The 15,337-nt window shown below is 63.3% G+C and carries 15 protein-coding genes; 6 read left to right on the top strand and 9 right to left on the bottom strand.

What is annotated here, in order from left to right; genetic code table 11:
• Positions 1–144: 144 nt before the first annotated feature.
• On the top strand, positions 145–1,356 hold the full coding sequence (locus AC1D1B_RS17100) for an NADP-dependent isocitrate dehydrogenase (protein ID WP_181057229.1): 1,212 nt from the start codon (positions 145–147) through the stop codon (positions 1,354–1,356).
• 73 nt (positions 1,357–1,429) lie between these two features.
• On the top strand, positions 1,430–2,056 hold the full coding sequence (locus tag AC1D1B_RS17095) for a glutathione S-transferase family protein (RefSeq protein ID WP_477333651.1): 627 nt from the start codon (positions 1,430–1,432) through the stop codon (positions 2,054–2,056).
• A gap of 22 nt (positions 2,057–2,078) precedes the next feature.
• On the opposite strand, the gene AC1D1B_RS17090 is transcribed toward AC1D1B_RS17095, so the two are convergent.
• The 4 genes from AC1D1B_RS17090 to recA all read right to left on the bottom strand — a co-directional run bounded on the left by AC1D1B_RS17090 (position 2,079) and on the right by recA (position 7,906).
• Positions 2,079–2,558, bottom strand: coding sequence for a DUF2269 family protein (locus tag AC1D1B_RS17090; protein ID WP_477333650.1), 480 nt, complete (start codon positions 2,556–2,558; stop codon positions 2,079–2,081).
• Positions 2,555–3,868 (bottom strand): SDR family oxidoreductase, encoded by a 1,314-nt coding sequence (locus AC1D1B_RS17085; protein ID WP_477333649.1) that lies wholly within the window; start codon positions 3,866–3,868, stop codon positions 2,555–2,557. Before AC1D1B_RS17085 ends, AC1D1B_RS17090 begins: the two co-directional genes overlap by 4 nt.
• A 10-nt stretch (positions 3,869–3,878) precedes the next feature.
• The gene (alaS, locus tag AC1D1B_RS17080; protein WP_477333648.1) at positions 3,879–6,545 is read right to left on the bottom strand and encodes an alanine--tRNA ligase; all 2,667 of its coding nucleotides are present in this window, start codon (positions 6,543–6,545) and stop codon (positions 3,879–3,881) included.
• A gap of 260 nt (positions 6,546–6,805) precedes the next feature.
• Positions 6,806–7,906 carry a recombinase RecA gene (gene recA, locus AC1D1B_RS17075; RefSeq protein WP_112561417.1) on the bottom strand — a complete coding sequence of 367 codons (1,101 nt, stop codon included), beginning with the start codon at positions 7,904–7,906 and terminating at the stop codon, positions 6,806–6,808.
• A 284-nt stretch (positions 7,907–8,190) separates the two neighbouring features.
• Between recA and AC1D1B_RS17070 the strand changes: the two genes are divergently transcribed.
• Positions 8,191–9,135: a carbohydrate kinase family protein gene (locus AC1D1B_RS17070; protein WP_477333647.1), complete on the top strand. Its 945-nt coding sequence runs from the start codon at positions 8,191–8,193 to the stop codon at positions 9,133–9,135.
• A gap of 70 nt (positions 9,136–9,205) precedes the next feature.
• Positions 9,206–10,123, top strand: coding sequence for a pseudouridine-5'-phosphate glycosidase (locus tag AC1D1B_RS17065; RefSeq protein WP_477333646.1), 918 nt, complete (start codon positions 9,206–9,208; stop codon positions 10,121–10,123).
• Between the two features lie 11 nt (positions 10,124–10,134).
• Here AC1D1B_RS17065 and AC1D1B_RS17060 read toward each other — a convergent pair whose 3' ends face one another.
• Positions 10,135–11,109 carry a quinone oxidoreductase family protein gene (locus tag AC1D1B_RS17060; protein WP_477333645.1) on the bottom strand — a complete coding sequence of 325 codons (975 nt, stop codon included), beginning with the start codon at positions 11,107–11,109 and terminating at the stop codon, positions 10,135–10,137.
• Between the two features lie 110 nt (positions 11,110–11,219).
• Between AC1D1B_RS17060 and AC1D1B_RS17055 the strand changes: the two genes are divergently transcribed.
• Positions 11,220–12,065, top strand: a complete 846-nt coding sequence (locus tag AC1D1B_RS17055; RefSeq protein ID WP_477333644.1) for a LysR family transcriptional regulator — start codon at positions 11,220–11,222, stop codon at positions 12,063–12,065.
• A 183-nt stretch (positions 12,066–12,248) separates the two neighbouring features.
• Here the strand turns inward: AC1D1B_RS17055 and AC1D1B_RS17050 are convergent, their stop codons facing one another.
• Positions 12,249–12,572, bottom strand: coding sequence for a TfoX/Sxy family protein (locus AC1D1B_RS17050; RefSeq protein ID WP_477333643.1), 324 nt, complete (start codon positions 12,570–12,572; stop codon positions 12,249–12,251).
• Positions 12,573–12,663: 91 nt separating this feature from the next.
• Between AC1D1B_RS17050 and AC1D1B_RS17045 the strand changes: the two genes are divergently transcribed.
• The gene (locus AC1D1B_RS17045) at positions 12,664–13,161 is read left to right on the top strand and encodes a GFA family protein (RefSeq protein WP_477333642.1); all 498 of its coding nucleotides are present in this window, start codon (positions 12,664–12,666) and stop codon (positions 13,159–13,161) included.
• A 37-nt stretch (positions 13,162–13,198) separates the two neighbouring features.
• Here the strand turns inward: AC1D1B_RS17045 and sufA are convergent, their stop codons facing one another.
• The 3 genes from sufA to AC1D1B_RS17030 form a co-directional block, all read right to left on the bottom strand.
• On the bottom strand, positions 13,199–13,579 hold the full coding sequence (gene sufA, locus AC1D1B_RS17040) for a Fe-S cluster assembly scaffold SufA (RefSeq protein ID WP_477317435.1): 381 nt from the start codon (positions 13,577–13,579) through the stop codon (positions 13,199–13,201).
• Positions 13,580–13,684: 105 nt separating this feature from the next.
• Complete coding sequence (locus AC1D1B_RS17035; protein WP_477333641.1) at positions 13,685–14,071, bottom strand: SUF system Fe-S cluster assembly protein; 387 nt, start codon at positions 14,069–14,071, stop codon at positions 13,685–13,687.
• A 5-nt stretch (positions 14,072–14,076) separates the two neighbouring features.
• A complete protein-coding gene (locus AC1D1B_RS17030) occupies positions 14,077–15,318 on the bottom strand; it encodes a cysteine desulfurase (protein ID WP_477333640.1) in 1,242 nt (413 codons plus the stop codon).
• Between the last annotated feature and the right edge of the window lie 19 nt (positions 15,319–15,337).

Raw genomic sequence — 15,337 nt, 5'->3', positions numbered from 1 at the left:
AACACCGGGTCGCCGCACGGACGATCCGTTCCGCGCCGATCGGCGTTTGCGTGGCCAAATAGGCTTTGATATACGCTCCGCATCCCCGGCCGAAAGCCATGCGGGCAAGGCCGTTTTGTTCCCCAAAAGCGAGGCATTCTTTCCATGGCGAAGATCAAGGTGGCGAACCCGGTCGTCGAACTCGACGGCGACGAGATGACCCGCATCATCTGGCAGTTCATCAAGGACAAGCTGATCCACCCTTATCTCGACCTGAAGCTTGAATATTACGACCTTGGCGTCGAACACCGTGACGCCACCAACGACCAGGTGACGATCGATTCGGCCAACGCCATCAAGAAATGGGGCGTCGGCGTGAAATGCGCGACGATCACGCCCGATGAGCAGCGCGTCGAGGAATTCAAGCTGAAGAAGATGTGGAAGTCGCCGAACGGCACCATCCGCAACATCCTCGGCGGCACCATCTTCCGCGAGCCGATCATCATGAAGAATGTGCCGCGGCTGGTGCCCGGCTGGACCAAGCCGATCATCGTCGGTCGCCATGCCTTCGGCGACCAGTACCGCGCCACCGATTTCCGCTTCCCCGGCAAGGGCAAGCTGACCATCAAGTTCGTCGGCGAGGACGGCAAGGTGATCGAGCACGACGTGTACGACGCGCCCGGCGCCGGTGTCGCCATGGCCATGTACAATCTCGACGATTCGATCCGCGAATTTGCGCGCGCCTCGCTGAATTACGGCTTGCTGCGCAATTATCCTGTCTATCTCTCGACCAAGAACACCATCCTCAAAGCCTATGACGGCCGCTTCAAGGACATTTTCCAGGAAGTCTACGAGGCCGAATTCGAGGCCGAGTTCAAGTCGAAGAAGCTGTGGTACGAGCACCGTCTGATCGACGACATGGTGGCCTCCGCCCTGAAATGGTCCGGCGGCTATGTCTGGGCCTGCAAGAACTATGACGGCGACGTCCAGTCCGACACGGTTGCGCAAGGCTTTGGTTCGCTCGGCCTGATGACCTCTGTGCTGATGACGCCGGACGGCAAAACGGTGGAAGCCGAAGCCGCGCACGGCACCGTCACCCGCCACTATCGCCAGCACCAGAAGGGCGAGGAAACCTCGACCAACTCGATCGCCTCGATCTTCGCCTGGACGCGTGGCCTGGCGCACCGCGCCAAGCTCGACGACAATGCCGAATTGAAGCGGTTTGCCGACACGCTGGAGAAGGTCTGTATCCAGACTGTCGAGAGCGGCTTCATGACCAAGGATCTGTCGCTTTTGATCGGTCCCGACCAGCCCTGGCTTTCGACCACCGGCTTCCTCGACAAGATCGACGAGAATCTGCAGAAGGCGATGGCGTAAGCCGACAACGAAGGCTCCGAGAGGAGCCTTCGTTTTTTGGGCGAGCAATGCGAGCAGGAGCGAGGGCTGATCGATGACCAAGCCGATCCTCTACGGCGCTGATTACAGCGTCTATGTCCGCATTGCGCGGATGGCGCTTGCGGAAAAAGGCGTCGACTATGAGTTGGTGCCTCTCGACATCTTCGCGGCCGAGGGCATTCCGGCCTGGTATCTGGAGCATCACCCGTTCGGCCGCATTCCGGCTTTCGAGCATGACGGCTTTCGACTGTTCGAGACCAGTGCGATCGCGCGCTATGTCGATGAAGCGTTCGACGGCCCGGCGCTGCAGCCAAAAGACGCCCGCACCCGCGCAACCATGAACCAGATCATCGGCATGCTCGACGCCTATGGCTATCGCGCCATGGTCTGGGACGTCGCCGTCGAGCGGCTGGAGAAGGAAGCGCCTGAAGAGGCGCTGATCGCCAACGGACTGCGCCAGGCCGAAACGGTGCTCACGGTGCTCACCGCCCTCAAAGCGCCCGGGCCGTGGCTGCTCGGCGATCAGCTGACGCTGGCCGACCTGCATGCAGCATCCATCATTGGCTATTTCCTCAAGGTCCCCGAGGGACAAAAGCAGCTCGCCGCGTTCGCTGACATCCAGGGCTGGTGGGACCGCATCGCCGCCCGGCAGGCCTTTGCCATGACCGAAAAGGCCGATTGAGCAGCCCGCGGATGGCGGCGGGCTAAAACCCTATTTCGGGCCGGGTGACCATCAGCCACAGAATCGCAAGCACTCCTGCAAAGGCCGGAAAGCCGCAAACAAACCAGATGCGAAACAGGCGCTTTTCCTCAGGCGGCAGCGGCGCGTTTTCGCTGGCCGCCTGCCGCGCCAGGTTGCGGATGCGTATCTGGATCCAGACCACCGGCAGCCAGAACAGGCCGGTCACGACATAGAGCAGCAGGGACAGCACAATCCAGCCTTCCGACAGCGGCCAGCCCACGGCCTGCGCCAGCAACACGCCGGTGGTCGGCTGCACGACGACGGCGGTCGCGGTGAAAATGGTGTCGGCGATGACAACGGTGCCGGCGACATGGGCGACGAGTTCGGCGCGCCCGGTGCGCTGCGCCATCAGCATGAAGAAAGCGATGCCGGCACCAGTGCCGAACAACACCGTGGCGCCGATGATGTGCAGCCAGCGCAGAGTATCCGCCCAGAGGTTCATCGCTCGTCCAAGATCGCCAGGGCCACCAGGGTAAGGCAAAGCGCGGGCACCGCCTTGACCATTGCCCCCAGAGGGTCGAGCCACAGATCGGGCGCAAGTACGGTTGCTGCGCTGAGATAGACCAAGGTGATGGCGATCATGCCCATCAACGCAAGACGCGCGAAGGACCGCACGAGAACAACGGCGCCGACAAGGATGTCGGCAACGCTTCCCGCAATGACCATTCCGAGCGCGAGCGCTGGCGACAGACCATGCGAGACCAGAACGCCGGCTGCCGCATCGTGCCTGATAAAGCCGACAATGCCGGACACCAGCCAGAACAGCGATAGCACGCCGAACACGAGCGGTTTCAGCAGCCAAAGGCGCGCGAACCAGCGCTCCTGGACATGCGCCGGCATGGCGGCCAAGGTTGCCTCCAGCGGCTGCAGCTTGTGATCGGAAAGCTCGCTCCAGGACGCGGCGTTGCCGGTCATGCCGCGCGCCAGCGCGGCAAGGGCTGCGCTGCGCAAAGGCGAACGCCAGCCAAGCAGGCCGAGGCCATCGGCTACAACGGCCGCGATCCGGCCGAGAAGGGCCGGCATCGGCACAATGCGGGCCGGCGGCAGGCCAAGCCAGGCACGGAAGGCAACCAGCACGTCGGCAAGCGAGCGAGCCCCGGCTTCGACGAGATCGACGGACAGACGCGGCGGCAGGGATCCGGCAATCACGCGCGACACCGCCTCAGTGAGGTCCGTGACAGCCACGGTCTGGATCGGCTGGCGCGCCATGACCGCAGGGACAAAACCCGGAAATGCCGCAAGTGCGCGCAGAAGTGCCGTGCCGCCATAGGCGGCGGGCGCGATCACCAGAACCGGACGCAGGATGGTCCACTCCAGCGAGGAGTTTGCGATAGCTTTGTCGCCTTCACCCTTGGTGCTGAAAAAAGCGTCCGGCGAGGCGGGATCGGCGCCGATCGCGGAGATCTGCACAAAGCGGCTGATACCAGCCTGTTCGCAAGCGGCAACCAGCGCCACCACCGCGCCGCGGTGGATGGCGTCGAGCTGGTCGCGCGGGCCGTCCTGCAAGGCACCCGCAGCATTGATGACCGCATCCATGCCCGCGACCATCGGCAGCCAGTCTTCAGCGGCAGGCAGCTGCGCCATGTCGGCCGCGATCCAACGTACCGCCGGCCAGCGCCGCGCGGCATCTCTGATATCGCGGCCAAGGCCGGTCACTTGATGCCCGTCGCCAAGCAGGCGGCCGACGACAGCTTCGCCGATCAGTCCGTAGCCGCCGAGGACAAGCACCTTCTTGCCGGGACTATCGGGCATAGGATGGCTTTCAGGCTGCCTCCAGCGCCGCCTTGACGGCTGCGATCGCATCATTGGCCTTCGAGGCATCCGGGCCACCGGCTTGCGCCATGTCGGGCCGTCCGCCGCCGCCCTGCCCGCCCAAAGCGGCCGAGGCGACGCGCACCAGATCGACGGCGCTGAAGCGGCTGACGAGATCGTCGGTGACGGCGACCACGACACTTGCCTTGTTGTCCTCACCGGCGCCGACAAAGACCACCACGCCGGAGCCGAGCGAAGTCTTGCCGGCATCGGCCAGCGGCTTCAAATCCCTAGGCGAGACGCCGGAGACGGCCTTGCCGAGGAAGCCGACACCGGCGACGGTCTCGTTCTCAGCCGGCGCGCCGGCAGCGGCGCCGCCGCCCAGCGCCAGTTTCTTGCGCGCTTCGCTCAGTTCCTTCTCGAGCTTCTTGCGTTCCTCGAGCAACGTCTCGACACGCGCCGGCACGTCGGCCGGCGAGATCTTCAGCACGGCGGCTGTCGCCTTCAGGCGCCTGTCCTGCTCATCGAGATGTTTGCGCGCGGCTTCGCCGGTCAGCGCCTCGATGCGGCGCACGCCGGCGGCGACCGCGCTGTCGGAGACGACGCGGACCAGGCCGATATCGCCAGTCGCCCGCACATGGGTGCCACCGCAGAGCTCAACCGAATAGGGCCGGTTGGCCTTGGCGCCATGCACGCCGGTGCCCATCGACACGACGCGCACCTCGTCACCATACTTTTCGCCGAACAGCGCCATGGCGCCCTCGGCAATGGCGTCGTCGACCGACATCAGGCGCGTCGTCACCGGGCTGTTCTGGACGACGATTTCGTTGGCCATGCGCTCGACCTCTTCGAGGTCTTCGGCGGAAATCGGCTTGTTGTGCGAGATGTCGAAGCGCAGCCGCTCCGGCGCCACCAGCGAGCCCTTCTGCGCGACATGGGTGCCCAGCACCTCGCGCAGCGCCTCGTGGATCAGATGGGTCGCGGAATGGTTGGCGCGCAGCCGGGTGCGCCGTGCATGGTCGACCTTCAGCTCGACGGCGGCGCCCGTTTTGACCGTACCGCTCGCCACCTTGCCGAGATGCACGAACAGGCCGTCGGCCTTCTTCTGGGTATCGGTGATCTCGATCGAAAAACCTTCGCCAGAGATAATACCGGTGTCACCCATCTGGCCGCCGGATTCGCCATAGAACGGCGTCTGGTTGACGACCACGGCCACCGCATCGCCCTTGCCGGCGCTGTCGACGGTCTTGCCGTCCTTGACCAGCGCCTGGATGAGGCCTTCCGCAGCTTCAGTCTCGTAGCCGAGGAACTCGGTGGCGCCAGCCTTTTCGCGCACCGAAAACCAGATGGTCTCGGTGGCCGCGTCGCCGGAGCCAGCCCAATGCTTGCGCGCCTCGGCCTTCTGCAGCTCCATTGCATGGGTGAAGCCGGCAAGATCGACCGAGATGCTGCGCTGGCGCAGCGCGTCCTGCGTCAAATCGAGCGGGAAGCCGTAAGTGTCGTAGAGCTTGAAGGCGGTCTCACCGTCCAGCATGTCGCCGGCATGAAGCGTTTCGGTCGCTTCGGAGAGCAGGCCGAGGCCGCGCACCAGCGTCTTGCGGAACCTCGTCTCCTCAAGCTTCAGCGTCTCGGTGATCAGCTGTTCGCCGCGCAGCAGTTCGGGATAGGCCTGGCCCATCTCGCGCACCAGCGCCGGCACCAGCTTCCACATCAACGGTTCCTTGGCGCCGAGCAGCTGCGCATGGCGCATGGCGCGGCGCATAATGCGACGCAGCACATAGCCGCGGCCCTCATTGGACGGCAGCACGCCATCCGCCACCAGGAAGGAGGACGAGCGCAGATGGTCGGCAATGACGCGGAAGGACGCGACCGTCTCCTTGTCTGGTCCCTGCCCGAGCGCGGACGAGGCCGCATCGATCAGGTGGCGGAACAGATCGGTCTCGAAGACGCTCTCCACCCCTTGCAGGATGGAGGCCATGCGCTCCAGGCCCATGCCGGTGTCGATCGACGGCCGCGGCAGGTCGATACGCTCTTCCTTGGTGACCTGCTCATACTGCATGAACACCAGGTTCCAGAATTCGAGGAAGCGATCGCCGTCCTCTTCCGGGCTGCCGGGAGGGCCGCCCCAGATGTGCTCGCCGCGGTCGATGAAGATTTCCGAGCACGGGCCGCACGGTCCGGTGTCGCCCATCGCCCAGAAATTGTCCGAGGTCGGGATGCGGATGATGCGGTCGTCGGAGAAACCGGCGATCTTCTTCCAGAAGCCGGCCGCCTCGTCATCGGTGTGATAGACCGTGACCAGCAGCTTGTCCTTGTTCAGCCCGAACTCCTTGGTGATCAGGTTCCAGGCAAGCTCGATTGCGCGCTCCTTGAAATAGTCGCCGAAGGAGAAATTGCCGAGCATCTCGAAGAAGGTCAGGTGGCGCGCGGTGTAGCCGACATTGTCGAGGTCGTTGTGCTTGCCGCCGGCGCGCACGCTTTTCTGCGCGGTCGTGGCACGCGAATAGGGCCGCTTCTCCAGACCGGTGAAGACATTCTTGAACTGTACCATGCCGGCATTGGTGAACATCAGCGTCGGGTCGTTGCGCGGCACAAGCGGGCTCGAGGCCACGACCTCGTGGCCCTCCTTGCGGAAATAGTCGAGAAATGTCGACCGGATCTCGTTCACGCCACTCATGACTGCTGCCTTTTCGCGAAAACCGCCGGCGCGGCCGGCGGCAAATGGACGTTGCCCATTGGAAGATGGACTTGGCCTTTTAGCGGTCGCACCGCACCCTGTCCAGAAACACGGAATTGGGCCAATCCGTGCGTTCGCCGGACTTCCAAAAACGAAAACCGCCGGCGCGAAGGCCGGCGGTTTGGAACGCGATACAAAGAACTCTGTTACTTAAGCATCAGATGATATGCCTGATTTATGGCCGAACTCTGGCGAGTGCCTTACATGGCGCCGGATTCTTCCTCAAAGCCGTCGTCTTCGCCGCGCTCAGGGCCACCATTTTCGAGGAATTTCTCGGCGATCAGCCCGGCATTCTGCCGCAGCGCCAGTTCAATCTCACGCGCCGTGTCGGGATTGTCGCGCAAGAACAGCTTTGCGTTCTCTCGGCCCTGGCCGAGGCGCTGCGAATTGTAGGAGAACCAGGCGCCTGACTTTTCGACCACGCCGGCCTTGACGCCGAGGTCGACCAGTTCGCCGGTCTTCGACACGCCCTCGCCATACATGATGTCGAACTCGACTACCTTGAAGGGCGGCGCCAGCTTGTTCTTGACCACCTTGACGCGGGTCTGGTTGCCGACGACCTCGTCGCGGTCCTTGACCGAGCCGATGCGGCGGATGTCGAGGCGGACCGAAGCATAGAATTTCAGCGCGTTGCCGCCGGTCGTGGTTTCCGGCGAACCGAACATGACGCCGATCTTCATGCGGATCTGGTTGATGAAGATGACCATGGTGTTGGAGCGCGAGATCGAGGCGGTCAGCTTGCGCAGCGCCTGGCTCATCAAACGCGCCTGCAGACCGGGCAGCGAATCGCCCATCTCGCCTTCGATTTCGGCGCGTGGCGTCAGTGCTGCGACCGAATCGACCACCAGCACGTCGATGGCGCCGGAACGCACCAGGGTATCGCAGATCTCCAGCGCCTGCTCGCCGGTGTCGGGCTGCGAGATCAGTAGGTTTTCGAGGTCAACGCCGAGCTTGCGGGCATAGACCGGATCGAGCGCGTGCTCGGCATCGACGAAGGCGCAGATGCCGCCCTTCTTCTGGGCTTCGGCAACCGTGTGCAGCGCCAGCGTCGTCTTGCCCGAGCTTTCCGGCCCGTAAATCTCGACGATGCGGCCGCGCGGCAGGCCGCCGACGCCAAGCGCGATGTCAAGGCCGAGCGATCCGGTCGGCACGGTTTCGATCTCGACGACCTGCTCATTGGCACCCAGCCGCATGATCGAGCCCTTGCCGAATGCGCGCTCGATTTGCGACAGCGCCGCGTCCAGAGCCTTTGATTTGTCCACCGCTTTGTCCTCTACAAGCCGCAAAGAATTCTGAGCCATGATACATCACCCCTTGGTCGTCAATGAAGGCCGGACAATCCGTAATCCCTGCCCCAGTTTGTACCTTTTTTGTTCTCGTTTGGCAAGGGGGATCAAATAACTGAAAAACAATCAGTATCCGGATTTGTTCTTTTTTTGTCTCAGGGCTCTGTTTCCGGATGCATCCGACATTGGGCCAGCCGGTCCGGCTGTTTCGATCAACCCGAATCGCTGGCTTGCCTGCGAAGCTCCGCCGCACAGCCTAGCGCTTGTGCGGCAGGAATAACAAAGGTCATATCGCCGGCATGGTGAAATCTGCAAAAATCCTCGCCGTGGGCGGCGCCCATATCGACCGGCGCGGCCAGGTGTCCGGCGCTTACGTGCCGGCTGCCTCCAATCCCGGCACGATGCGCGAGGATGTCGGCGGCGGCGTCTTCAACGCGCTGCGCAGCCTCGTGCGACGCGGCGTCTCGGCCTCGCTGCTATCGGTACGCGGCGGCGATGCCTCGGCCGACACGGTGTCGCGCGCCATCGCTGAAGCCGGCATTGCCGATCTGTCGGCTGTGTTCCTCGACCGCACGACGCCGAGTTACACAGCGCTGATCGACAGCGACGGCGAACTGATCACCGGCTTTGCCGACATGGCGCTCTACGATCTGGCGTTCCCCAAGCAGATCCGCCGCTCCAAGGTGCGCGAGGTGGTTGCGGAGGCCGACGCGGTGCTGTGCGACGCCAATCTGCCGTCCTCCGCGCTGGAACGGCTGGTGGGGTTGGCTGCCGGCAAGCCGGTCTACGCCATTGCCATTTCGCCGGCCAAGGTGGTGCGGCTGATACCGGTGCTGAAGGAGCTCGCGCAGATCTTCATGAACCGGCGCGAGGCCATGGTGCTGGCCGGCGTCAGCACCAATGCCACCGAGCGCGAGACCGTCGACGGCTTGCGCTGCAGCGGCCTCAGGAGTGGCGTGGTGACGGCGGGCGATGGCCCAGTGCTGGGTTTCGATGAAGCCGGCGCCTTCTCCATCCTGCCGCCGGCGCCCAGAAAAATTGCCGACGTCACCGGCGCCGGCGACGCGCTGGCGGGTGCTACCATCGCTGCCCTGCTGCGCGGCCTGCCTCTGCGCCGGGCCCTGCGCGAGGGCGTGGCCGCGGCAACGCTTGCCATCGAAAGCGCGGACGCGGTCCCCGCTTTTACGGCCGAGACCTTCGCCGAGGCGCTGGCCCTTGTGCCCGACGCGCAGGAAATGGCATGAGGGCGGCGAATTGCCATTGTCAGAGCACGGCGTCCAAGGGGACGTGCGGCGCACCGGATCGGAGACCATCATGACCCCGCAAAGCGCCCGCCCCTTCATCGACATCCACAAGCCGGTGGCCGAGGCGCTTGCCGCCGGCCGGCCGGTGGTGGCGCTGGAGAGCACCATCATCACCCATGGCATGCCCTACCCCGACAATGGCGCCATGGCGGCCAATGTCGAGAAGATCATTTTGGACAATGGCGCGGTGCCGGCGACGATCGCCGTGGTCGCCGGCCGCATCAAGATCGGCCTGTCAGACGGCGAGCGCGAGTCGCTGGCAATGACCGGCGACGCGATGAAACTGTCGCGCGCCGATCTCGGCTTTGCGGTGGCGCAAGGCCGCACCGGCGGCACCACGGTCGCCGCCACCATGATCGCGGCCGACATGGTCGGGATAAAGGTCTTCGCCACTGGCGGCATCGGCGGCGTGCACAAGGGTGCCGAAAAAAGCTTCGACATTTCGGCCGATCTCGACGAGCTGGCGCGCACGCCGGTCATCGTCGTCTCGGCCGGCGCCAAGGCGATCCTCGACATTGAAAAGACGCTGGAAGTGCTGGAAACGCGCGGCGTGCCGGTCATCGGCCATGGCTGCGAAACCATGCCGGCCTTCTGGTCGCGGCAATCGCGGTTTCGCGCCCCGCTGACCCTGCACACTCCGGAAGAGATCGCACATTTCTACAAGACCAGGGCTGCGCTGGGCCTCGGTGGAGGCATGCTGATCGCCAACCCGGTGCCGCAGGGTGACGAAATCCCGGCCGACGAGATGGCCGGTTACATCGAGGCCGCGCAGAAGGCGGCGGAAGTGCAGAACGTGACGGGCAAGGCAGTGACGCCGTTCCTGCTGGGAAAGATCCTCGAACTCACCGGCGGCCGAAGCCTCAAGACCAACATCGCGCTGGTGGAGAACAATGCGCGGCTGGCGGCCAAGATCGCGAAGGCGCTGTAGGTTCACTTGGTTCACGGTCTCAGCAGGATCGAGCCGACGGTCGCACCCATCTCGAGCTGCGCTTGGGCCTTGGCCGCTTCGACGAGCGGGAACTCGATGCCGATCTTGATCTTCAGCCCTCGTCCAAGCTCCTCGAATAGGCCCGTCGTGGCGAGAGCGTAGGATTTAGGGTCGTTGGCATAGGCAAACGAACTGGGCCGTGCAATCGACACCGACCGTCGGGGTCCCAACTCGCCAAGTGCGATCGCGGGCAGCGTTCCGCTGGCCTGGCCGACGCTCGCGATCATTCCGAAAGGCTTCATGGCATCGAGCGTGCGTGTCAGCGTTTCGCCGCCCACGCCATCGTAGGCCACATCGACGCCGGCGCCATCGGTCAGACGCCGCACCTGGGCGACGAAATCGGTTTCGCGATAAAGGAGCGCGTGATCGAGACCATGGCTCACCGCGAGTTCGGCCTTTTCGTGCGAGCCGACCGTGCCGATCACTGTTGCGCCGAGACGCTTTGCCCATTGAGTCAGAATTAATCCCAATCCACCTGCGGCGGCATGCACCAGCACCACCATACCCGACCGCACCGGGCAAACGCGATAGAGCAACATGTGTGCGGTCACGCCGCGCAACATGGCCGCCGCCGCGATATGGTCGTCGATGCCGTCGGGAATGCGCACCAGCCTGTTCGCTGGCAAGTTGCGGGCCTCCGCATAGCCGCCCAGCGGCAGGCCTGCATAAGCGACACGATCTCCCCCGCGAAGCATCTTCACATCGGTCCCGACGGCTTCCACAACGCCGGCGCCCTCCACGCCGAGAACGACGGGCATGGCAGGCACGGGGTAGAGGCCCATGCGCTGGTAGATGTCGACGAAGTTAACGCCGATCGCGGTCTGGCGCAGCCGAACCTCGCCCGCAGATGGTGGCGGAAGATCCGCGCGTAGCGGCTTGAGAACCTCGACGCCGCCGATGGCGGTCATGGCAATGCTGAGGGTCATGATTGATCTCCTGTAAGGTGACCCATTAGGCGCGCAGTCTCTCCGCCCGAAAATTCCTTATCCGTGCGCAGATTCTGTGCAAAAATTCGCATATGGGCAAAAATTCGCATATGGATTGGGACGACCTTCGCTTCTTTGCCGAGCTGGTGCGCCAAGGCAATCTTTCGGCGACCGCCCGCCGGCTTCGCATCGACCACTCGACAGTTGCAAGGCGGATCGACAGCCTTGAGCGGGCGCTCAACATGAAGCTGTTCGATCGCCTGCCACGCGGTTATGTGCTCACCGCGGAAGGCGAGCGCATTGCCGAGCGCGTGGGTGTGCTCGAAGAGGCCGTTTTCTCAATTCAGCGCCTTCAAGGTGGCGAAGCAGCGATCGAAGGTCGGGTGAGGATCAGTGCACCGCCTGCCTTCGCGAGCCTCTGGCTGGTCCCGCGGCTTGCCACCCTGATGAGGGATCATCCAGGTCTTGTCCTCGACGTGATCGGTGCCACCGCCGCCGCAAGCCTGGCGCGGCGTGAGGCCGACATCGCGTTGCGGCTCTCACGGCCAACGAACGGAGCCTTGAAGGCACGAAAATTGGGACGTCTGCGTTATGGAATCTATGGTGCGTGCACCTATCTGGACGAGGTCGCTGAGGAGGATCGGGGCTTCCTCGCCTATGATGAAGCGCTTGAAGCCTCGCCGCAGCAGCGCTGGCTGCGCAAAATCACGCAAGGGCGACCGGTTGGAATGCTAACCAACGATCTGGTGTCGTTGATTTCGGCCACCCGGGCCGGGATGGGGCTGGCGGCGCTGCCCCATCTGCTGGTTGAGGAGGCAAAAGATCTGCGTTGCGTAGCCGAGAGCGAGGAGGCCACACGCGAAATGTGGCTCATCTATCATCCCGACATCGGCCGTTCCGCCCGCATTCGTGTCGTCATTGACCATCTCATAGCCATCACCCAGTGTCTGCGGTGATTTGGCAGACTTCGCAGGCGGCTCGCGAGTTTCCGGTTGGCTAGCTAGTTTCCGTCCAAAAACGTCTCTTTTTGCAAGTAGTTGCAAGCACTTGTCGAACGTCGAGAGAGGCCGGTAAGGGACGAAGGGGATGTAGAACGCTGGTATCGGCGGAAAGGCGTTGTTGACACGCTAGTCTGGGCCCTACTTGCCAGCCCGCCTTCCCGCCTCGTAGGCCCGCCGTGCCCAGACCGCCATCTCGTCGGGATCGTCGAAAGCGCTGTCCGGAATGCTCCAGTAGGGCATGGCGACCAGCTTGCCGTGTCGCGAACCGGTATAGGTCCATTGCTGGCAGCCGGCGGCTTCGAAATCGGGCGCGCTTTCTCCATCGGCCTTCAGCTTCAACTCGCCACGCAGCACGATGGCGACGATGACGCCGTCGCAATAGATGCCCTTGCCACCGAACAGTTTTCGGATGCTGACCGGGCCCAGGCTTTCGAAAAGTTCTTCTATGCGTTCATTATCCATGCCGCGATCATGTCACCGGGATTCGGCCTTGTCATCGCCGCAACCAAGACCATGCTGACAGGTTGAGAACGAAATTCGTCGGAGTGCTTTCATGCCGCTTCTCCTCAAAGGATCCTGCCGCTGCGATGCCGTCCGCTTCGAGGTGGAAAGCCACACGCCGGTGCCGTTCATGCTGTGCTACTGCTCGATATGCCGCAAGCAGCAGGGCGGCGGCGGTTTCGCCATCAATCTCGGCGCCGACTACAAGACGCTGAAGATCAAGGGAAAGCGCAGCCTCGGCGTCTACCAGGCCGAGATCGAGGACGACGAACACCCACTGTGCGAGATCTCGTCGGGCGAGCGCAATTTCTGCAAGAAATGCGGCTCGGCGCTGTGGCTCTACGACCCGACATGGCCGGATCTGGTGCACCCCTTCGCCTCGGCGATCGACAGCGAGCTGCCGACGCCGCCGGAAAAGGTGCATCTGATGCTGAAATACAAGGCGAGCTGGGTCGAGCCAGTGATCGGCAGACAAGATAAGGTCTTCGACGTCTATCCCGAGGAATCGATCGCCGACTGGCACAAGCGGACGGGGATGTGGGTGAAGTAGCCTTCTTCTCCCCGTGAACGGGGCGAAGGAAGAGGCCTCAAGCCGACTCGCGTGCCTCGGCCAAAGCCTTCAAATCCGCCGGCTTCAGCTCGACCGATTCGCCGCAGCCGCAGGCCGAACTCTGGTTCGGGTTGTGGAAAGTGAAGCCGGTGCGCAGCGTCGTCTGCTCGAAATCCATCTGCGTGCCAAACAGGAAAAGGGCAGCCTCAGGCGCCACATAGACATGGGCGCCGTCGCGCTCGATATGGTCGTCCTTGGTGTTCGGCTCGGTCACCAGATCGACCGTGTATTCCATGCCGGCGCAGCCGCCCTTCTTGATGCCGAGGCGAATGCCATGCGCGTTGTCGCGGGTGGCAACGATCTCGCGCACCCGGTCGGCGGCCTTTTCGGTCATCGTGATGACGGCGAAGCGTCCCATTCTTTTTCCTCTTCCATTCCATGCAGGTTCAAGGCCTGCCGAATGATTCCTCACCTAAAATGGTGAAGTTTTACCACTGGCGCAAGTACGCCAGCCTCTACCAGCCTAGTACCAACCCACAGCCACCTGCGCCTCTTCCGACATGCGGTCGGGGGACCAGGGCGGGTCGAAGGTCATGTTGACCTCGACGCCGGACACGCCTTCGACGGCGCCGACAGCGTTTTCCACCCAGCCCGGCATTTCGCCGGCAACCGGGCAGCCGGGCGCGGTCAGCGTCATGTCAATCTTGACCGAGCGGTCGTCTTCGATGTCGATCTTGTAGATCAGGCCGAGCTCGTAAATGTCGGCCGGGATTTCCGGGTCGTAGACCGTCTTCAGCGCCGAGACGATGTCGTCGGTCAGCCGTGCCAGTTCGTCAGCGGGAATGGCCGAGGCGGACACCAACGGATTGATGGCTGCTTCCGGCGCGGTGGTGTGGCTCGCATCATCCATGGTCATCATCCAAAGAACTTGCGCGCTTTCTCAAGCGCTTCGGCCAAAGCGTCGACTTCGGCCCTGGTATTATACATGCCGAACGATGCCCTGCATGTGGAGGTTACGCCAAAGCGTTTCAACAGCGGCTGGGCACAATGGGTGCCGGCGCGCACCGCGACGCCTTGCCTGTCTATCACCATCGACACGTCATGGGCGTGAATACCCTGCAATTCGAACGAGATGATGGCGCCCTTGCCTGGTGCGTCGCCGAATATGCGCAGCGAGTTTATGGCGCGCAGCCGCTCATGCGCATAGGTCTTGAGATCGGCCTCGTGGGCGGCGATGCGCTCGCGGCCGATTTTTTCCATGTATTCAAGTGCCGCACCCAGGCCGATCGCCTGGACGATCGGCGGCGTGCCGGCCTCGAAACGGTGCGGCGGCTCGTTGTAGGTGACGATATCTTCCGTCACCTCCTCGATCATCTCGCCGCCGCCCATGAAGGGGCGCATGCCCGAGAGAATGTCCTTCTTGCCGTAGAGCACGCCAATGCCGGAGGGCCCGTAGACCTTGTGGCCGGTGAAGACGAAGAAGTCGCAGTCAAGGTCCTGAACGTCGATCGGCATGTGCACGGCGCTCTGGCTGCCATCGACAAGCACCGGGATGCCGCGGGCATGGGCGATGCGCACGATCTCCTTGATCGGCGTCACCGTGCCCAGCGCATTCGACATCTGGGTGATGGCGACCAGCTTGGTGCGGTCCGTCAGCCGCTTTTCGAATTCCTCGATGTGGAAGACGCCGAGATCGTCGACCGGCACCCAGACCAGCTTGGCGCCCTGCCGCTCGCGGATGAAATGCCAGGGCACGATGTTGGAGTGGTGCTCCATGATCGACAGCACGATCTCATCGCCCTGACCGATATTGGGCATGCCATAGCCGTAGGCGACGGTGTTGATTGCCGCAGTCGTGTTCGAGGTGAAGACGATGTTGTCGGTGCTCGGCGCGTTGAGGAAGCGGCGCACCGTTTCACGCGCTTTCTCATAGGCGTCGGTTGCGGCATTGGAGAGGAAATGCAGGCCGCGATGGACGTTGGCGTATTCCTGGGAATAGGCGTGCTGGATCGTATCCAGCACCACCTGCGGCTTCTGTGCCGAGGCGCCATTGTCGAGATAGACGAGCGGTTTGCCGTAGACTTCGCGCGACAGAATCGGGAAGTCGCGGCGGATCGCCTCGACGTCATAGGGGGTGTTTTCGACTTTCTGGTCCATTACAAGCTCTCTTGAGGCA

The organism is Mesorhizobium sp. P2_C5_2 (assembly GCF_056404535.1).
The sequence above is the reverse complement of the archived record's forward strand: the minus strand, read 5'-3'. Positions and strand labels throughout refer to the sequence as shown.

Bases quoted from the DNA above. Each gene is read 5' to 3' on its own strand.
- AC1D1B_RS17100 (WP_181057229.1), top strand. From the start codon at position 145: ATGGCGAAGATCAAGGTGGCGAACCCGGTCGTCGAACTCGACGGCGAC.
- AC1D1B_RS17095 (WP_477333651.1), top strand. From the start codon at position 1,430: ATGACCAAGCCGATCCTCTACGGCGCTGATTACAGCGTCTATGTCCGC.
- AC1D1B_RS17090 (WP_477333650.1), bottom strand. From the start codon at position 2,558: ATGAACCTCTGGGCGGATACTCTGCGCTGGCTGCACATCATCGGCGCC.
- AC1D1B_RS17085 (WP_477333649.1), bottom strand. From the start codon at position 3,868: ATGCCCGATAGTCCCGGCAAGAAGGTGCTTGTCCTCGGCGGCTACGGA.
- alaS (WP_477333648.1), bottom strand. From the start codon at position 6,545: ATGAGTGGCGTGAACGAGATCCGGTCGACATTTCTCGACTATTTCCGC.
- recA (WP_112561417.1), bottom strand. From the start codon at position 7,906: ATGGCTCAGAATTCTTTGCGGCTTGTAGAGGACAAAGCGGTGGACAAA.
- AC1D1B_RS17070 (WP_477333647.1), top strand. From the start codon at position 8,191: ATGGTGAAATCTGCAAAAATCCTCGCCGTGGGCGGCGCCCATATCGAC.
- AC1D1B_RS17065 (WP_477333646.1), top strand. From the start codon at position 9,206: ATGACCCCGCAAAGCGCCCGCCCCTTCATCGACATCCACAAGCCGGTG.
- AC1D1B_RS17060 (WP_477333645.1), bottom strand. From the start codon at position 11,109: ATGACCCTCAGCATTGCCATGACCGCCATCGGCGGCGTCGAGGTTCTC.
- AC1D1B_RS17055 (WP_477333644.1), top strand. From the start codon at position 11,220: ATGGATTGGGACGACCTTCGCTTCTTTGCCGAGCTGGTGCGCCAAGGC.
- AC1D1B_RS17050 (WP_477333643.1), bottom strand. From the start codon at position 12,572: ATGGATAATGAACGCATAGAAGAACTTTTCGAAAGCCTGGGCCCGGTC.
- AC1D1B_RS17045 (WP_477333642.1), top strand. From the start codon at position 12,664: ATGCCGCTTCTCCTCAAAGGATCCTGCCGCTGCGATGCCGTCCGCTTC.
- sufA (WP_477317435.1), bottom strand. From the start codon at position 13,579: ATGGGACGCTTCGCCGTCATCACGATGACCGAAAAGGCCGCCGACCGG.
- AC1D1B_RS17035 (WP_477333641.1), bottom strand. From the start codon at position 14,071: ATGGATGATGCGAGCCACACCACCGCGCCGGAAGCAGCCATCAATCCG.
- AC1D1B_RS17030 (WP_477333640.1), bottom strand. From the start codon at position 15,318: ATGGACCAGAAAGTCGAAAACACCCCCTATGACGTCGAGGCGATCCGC.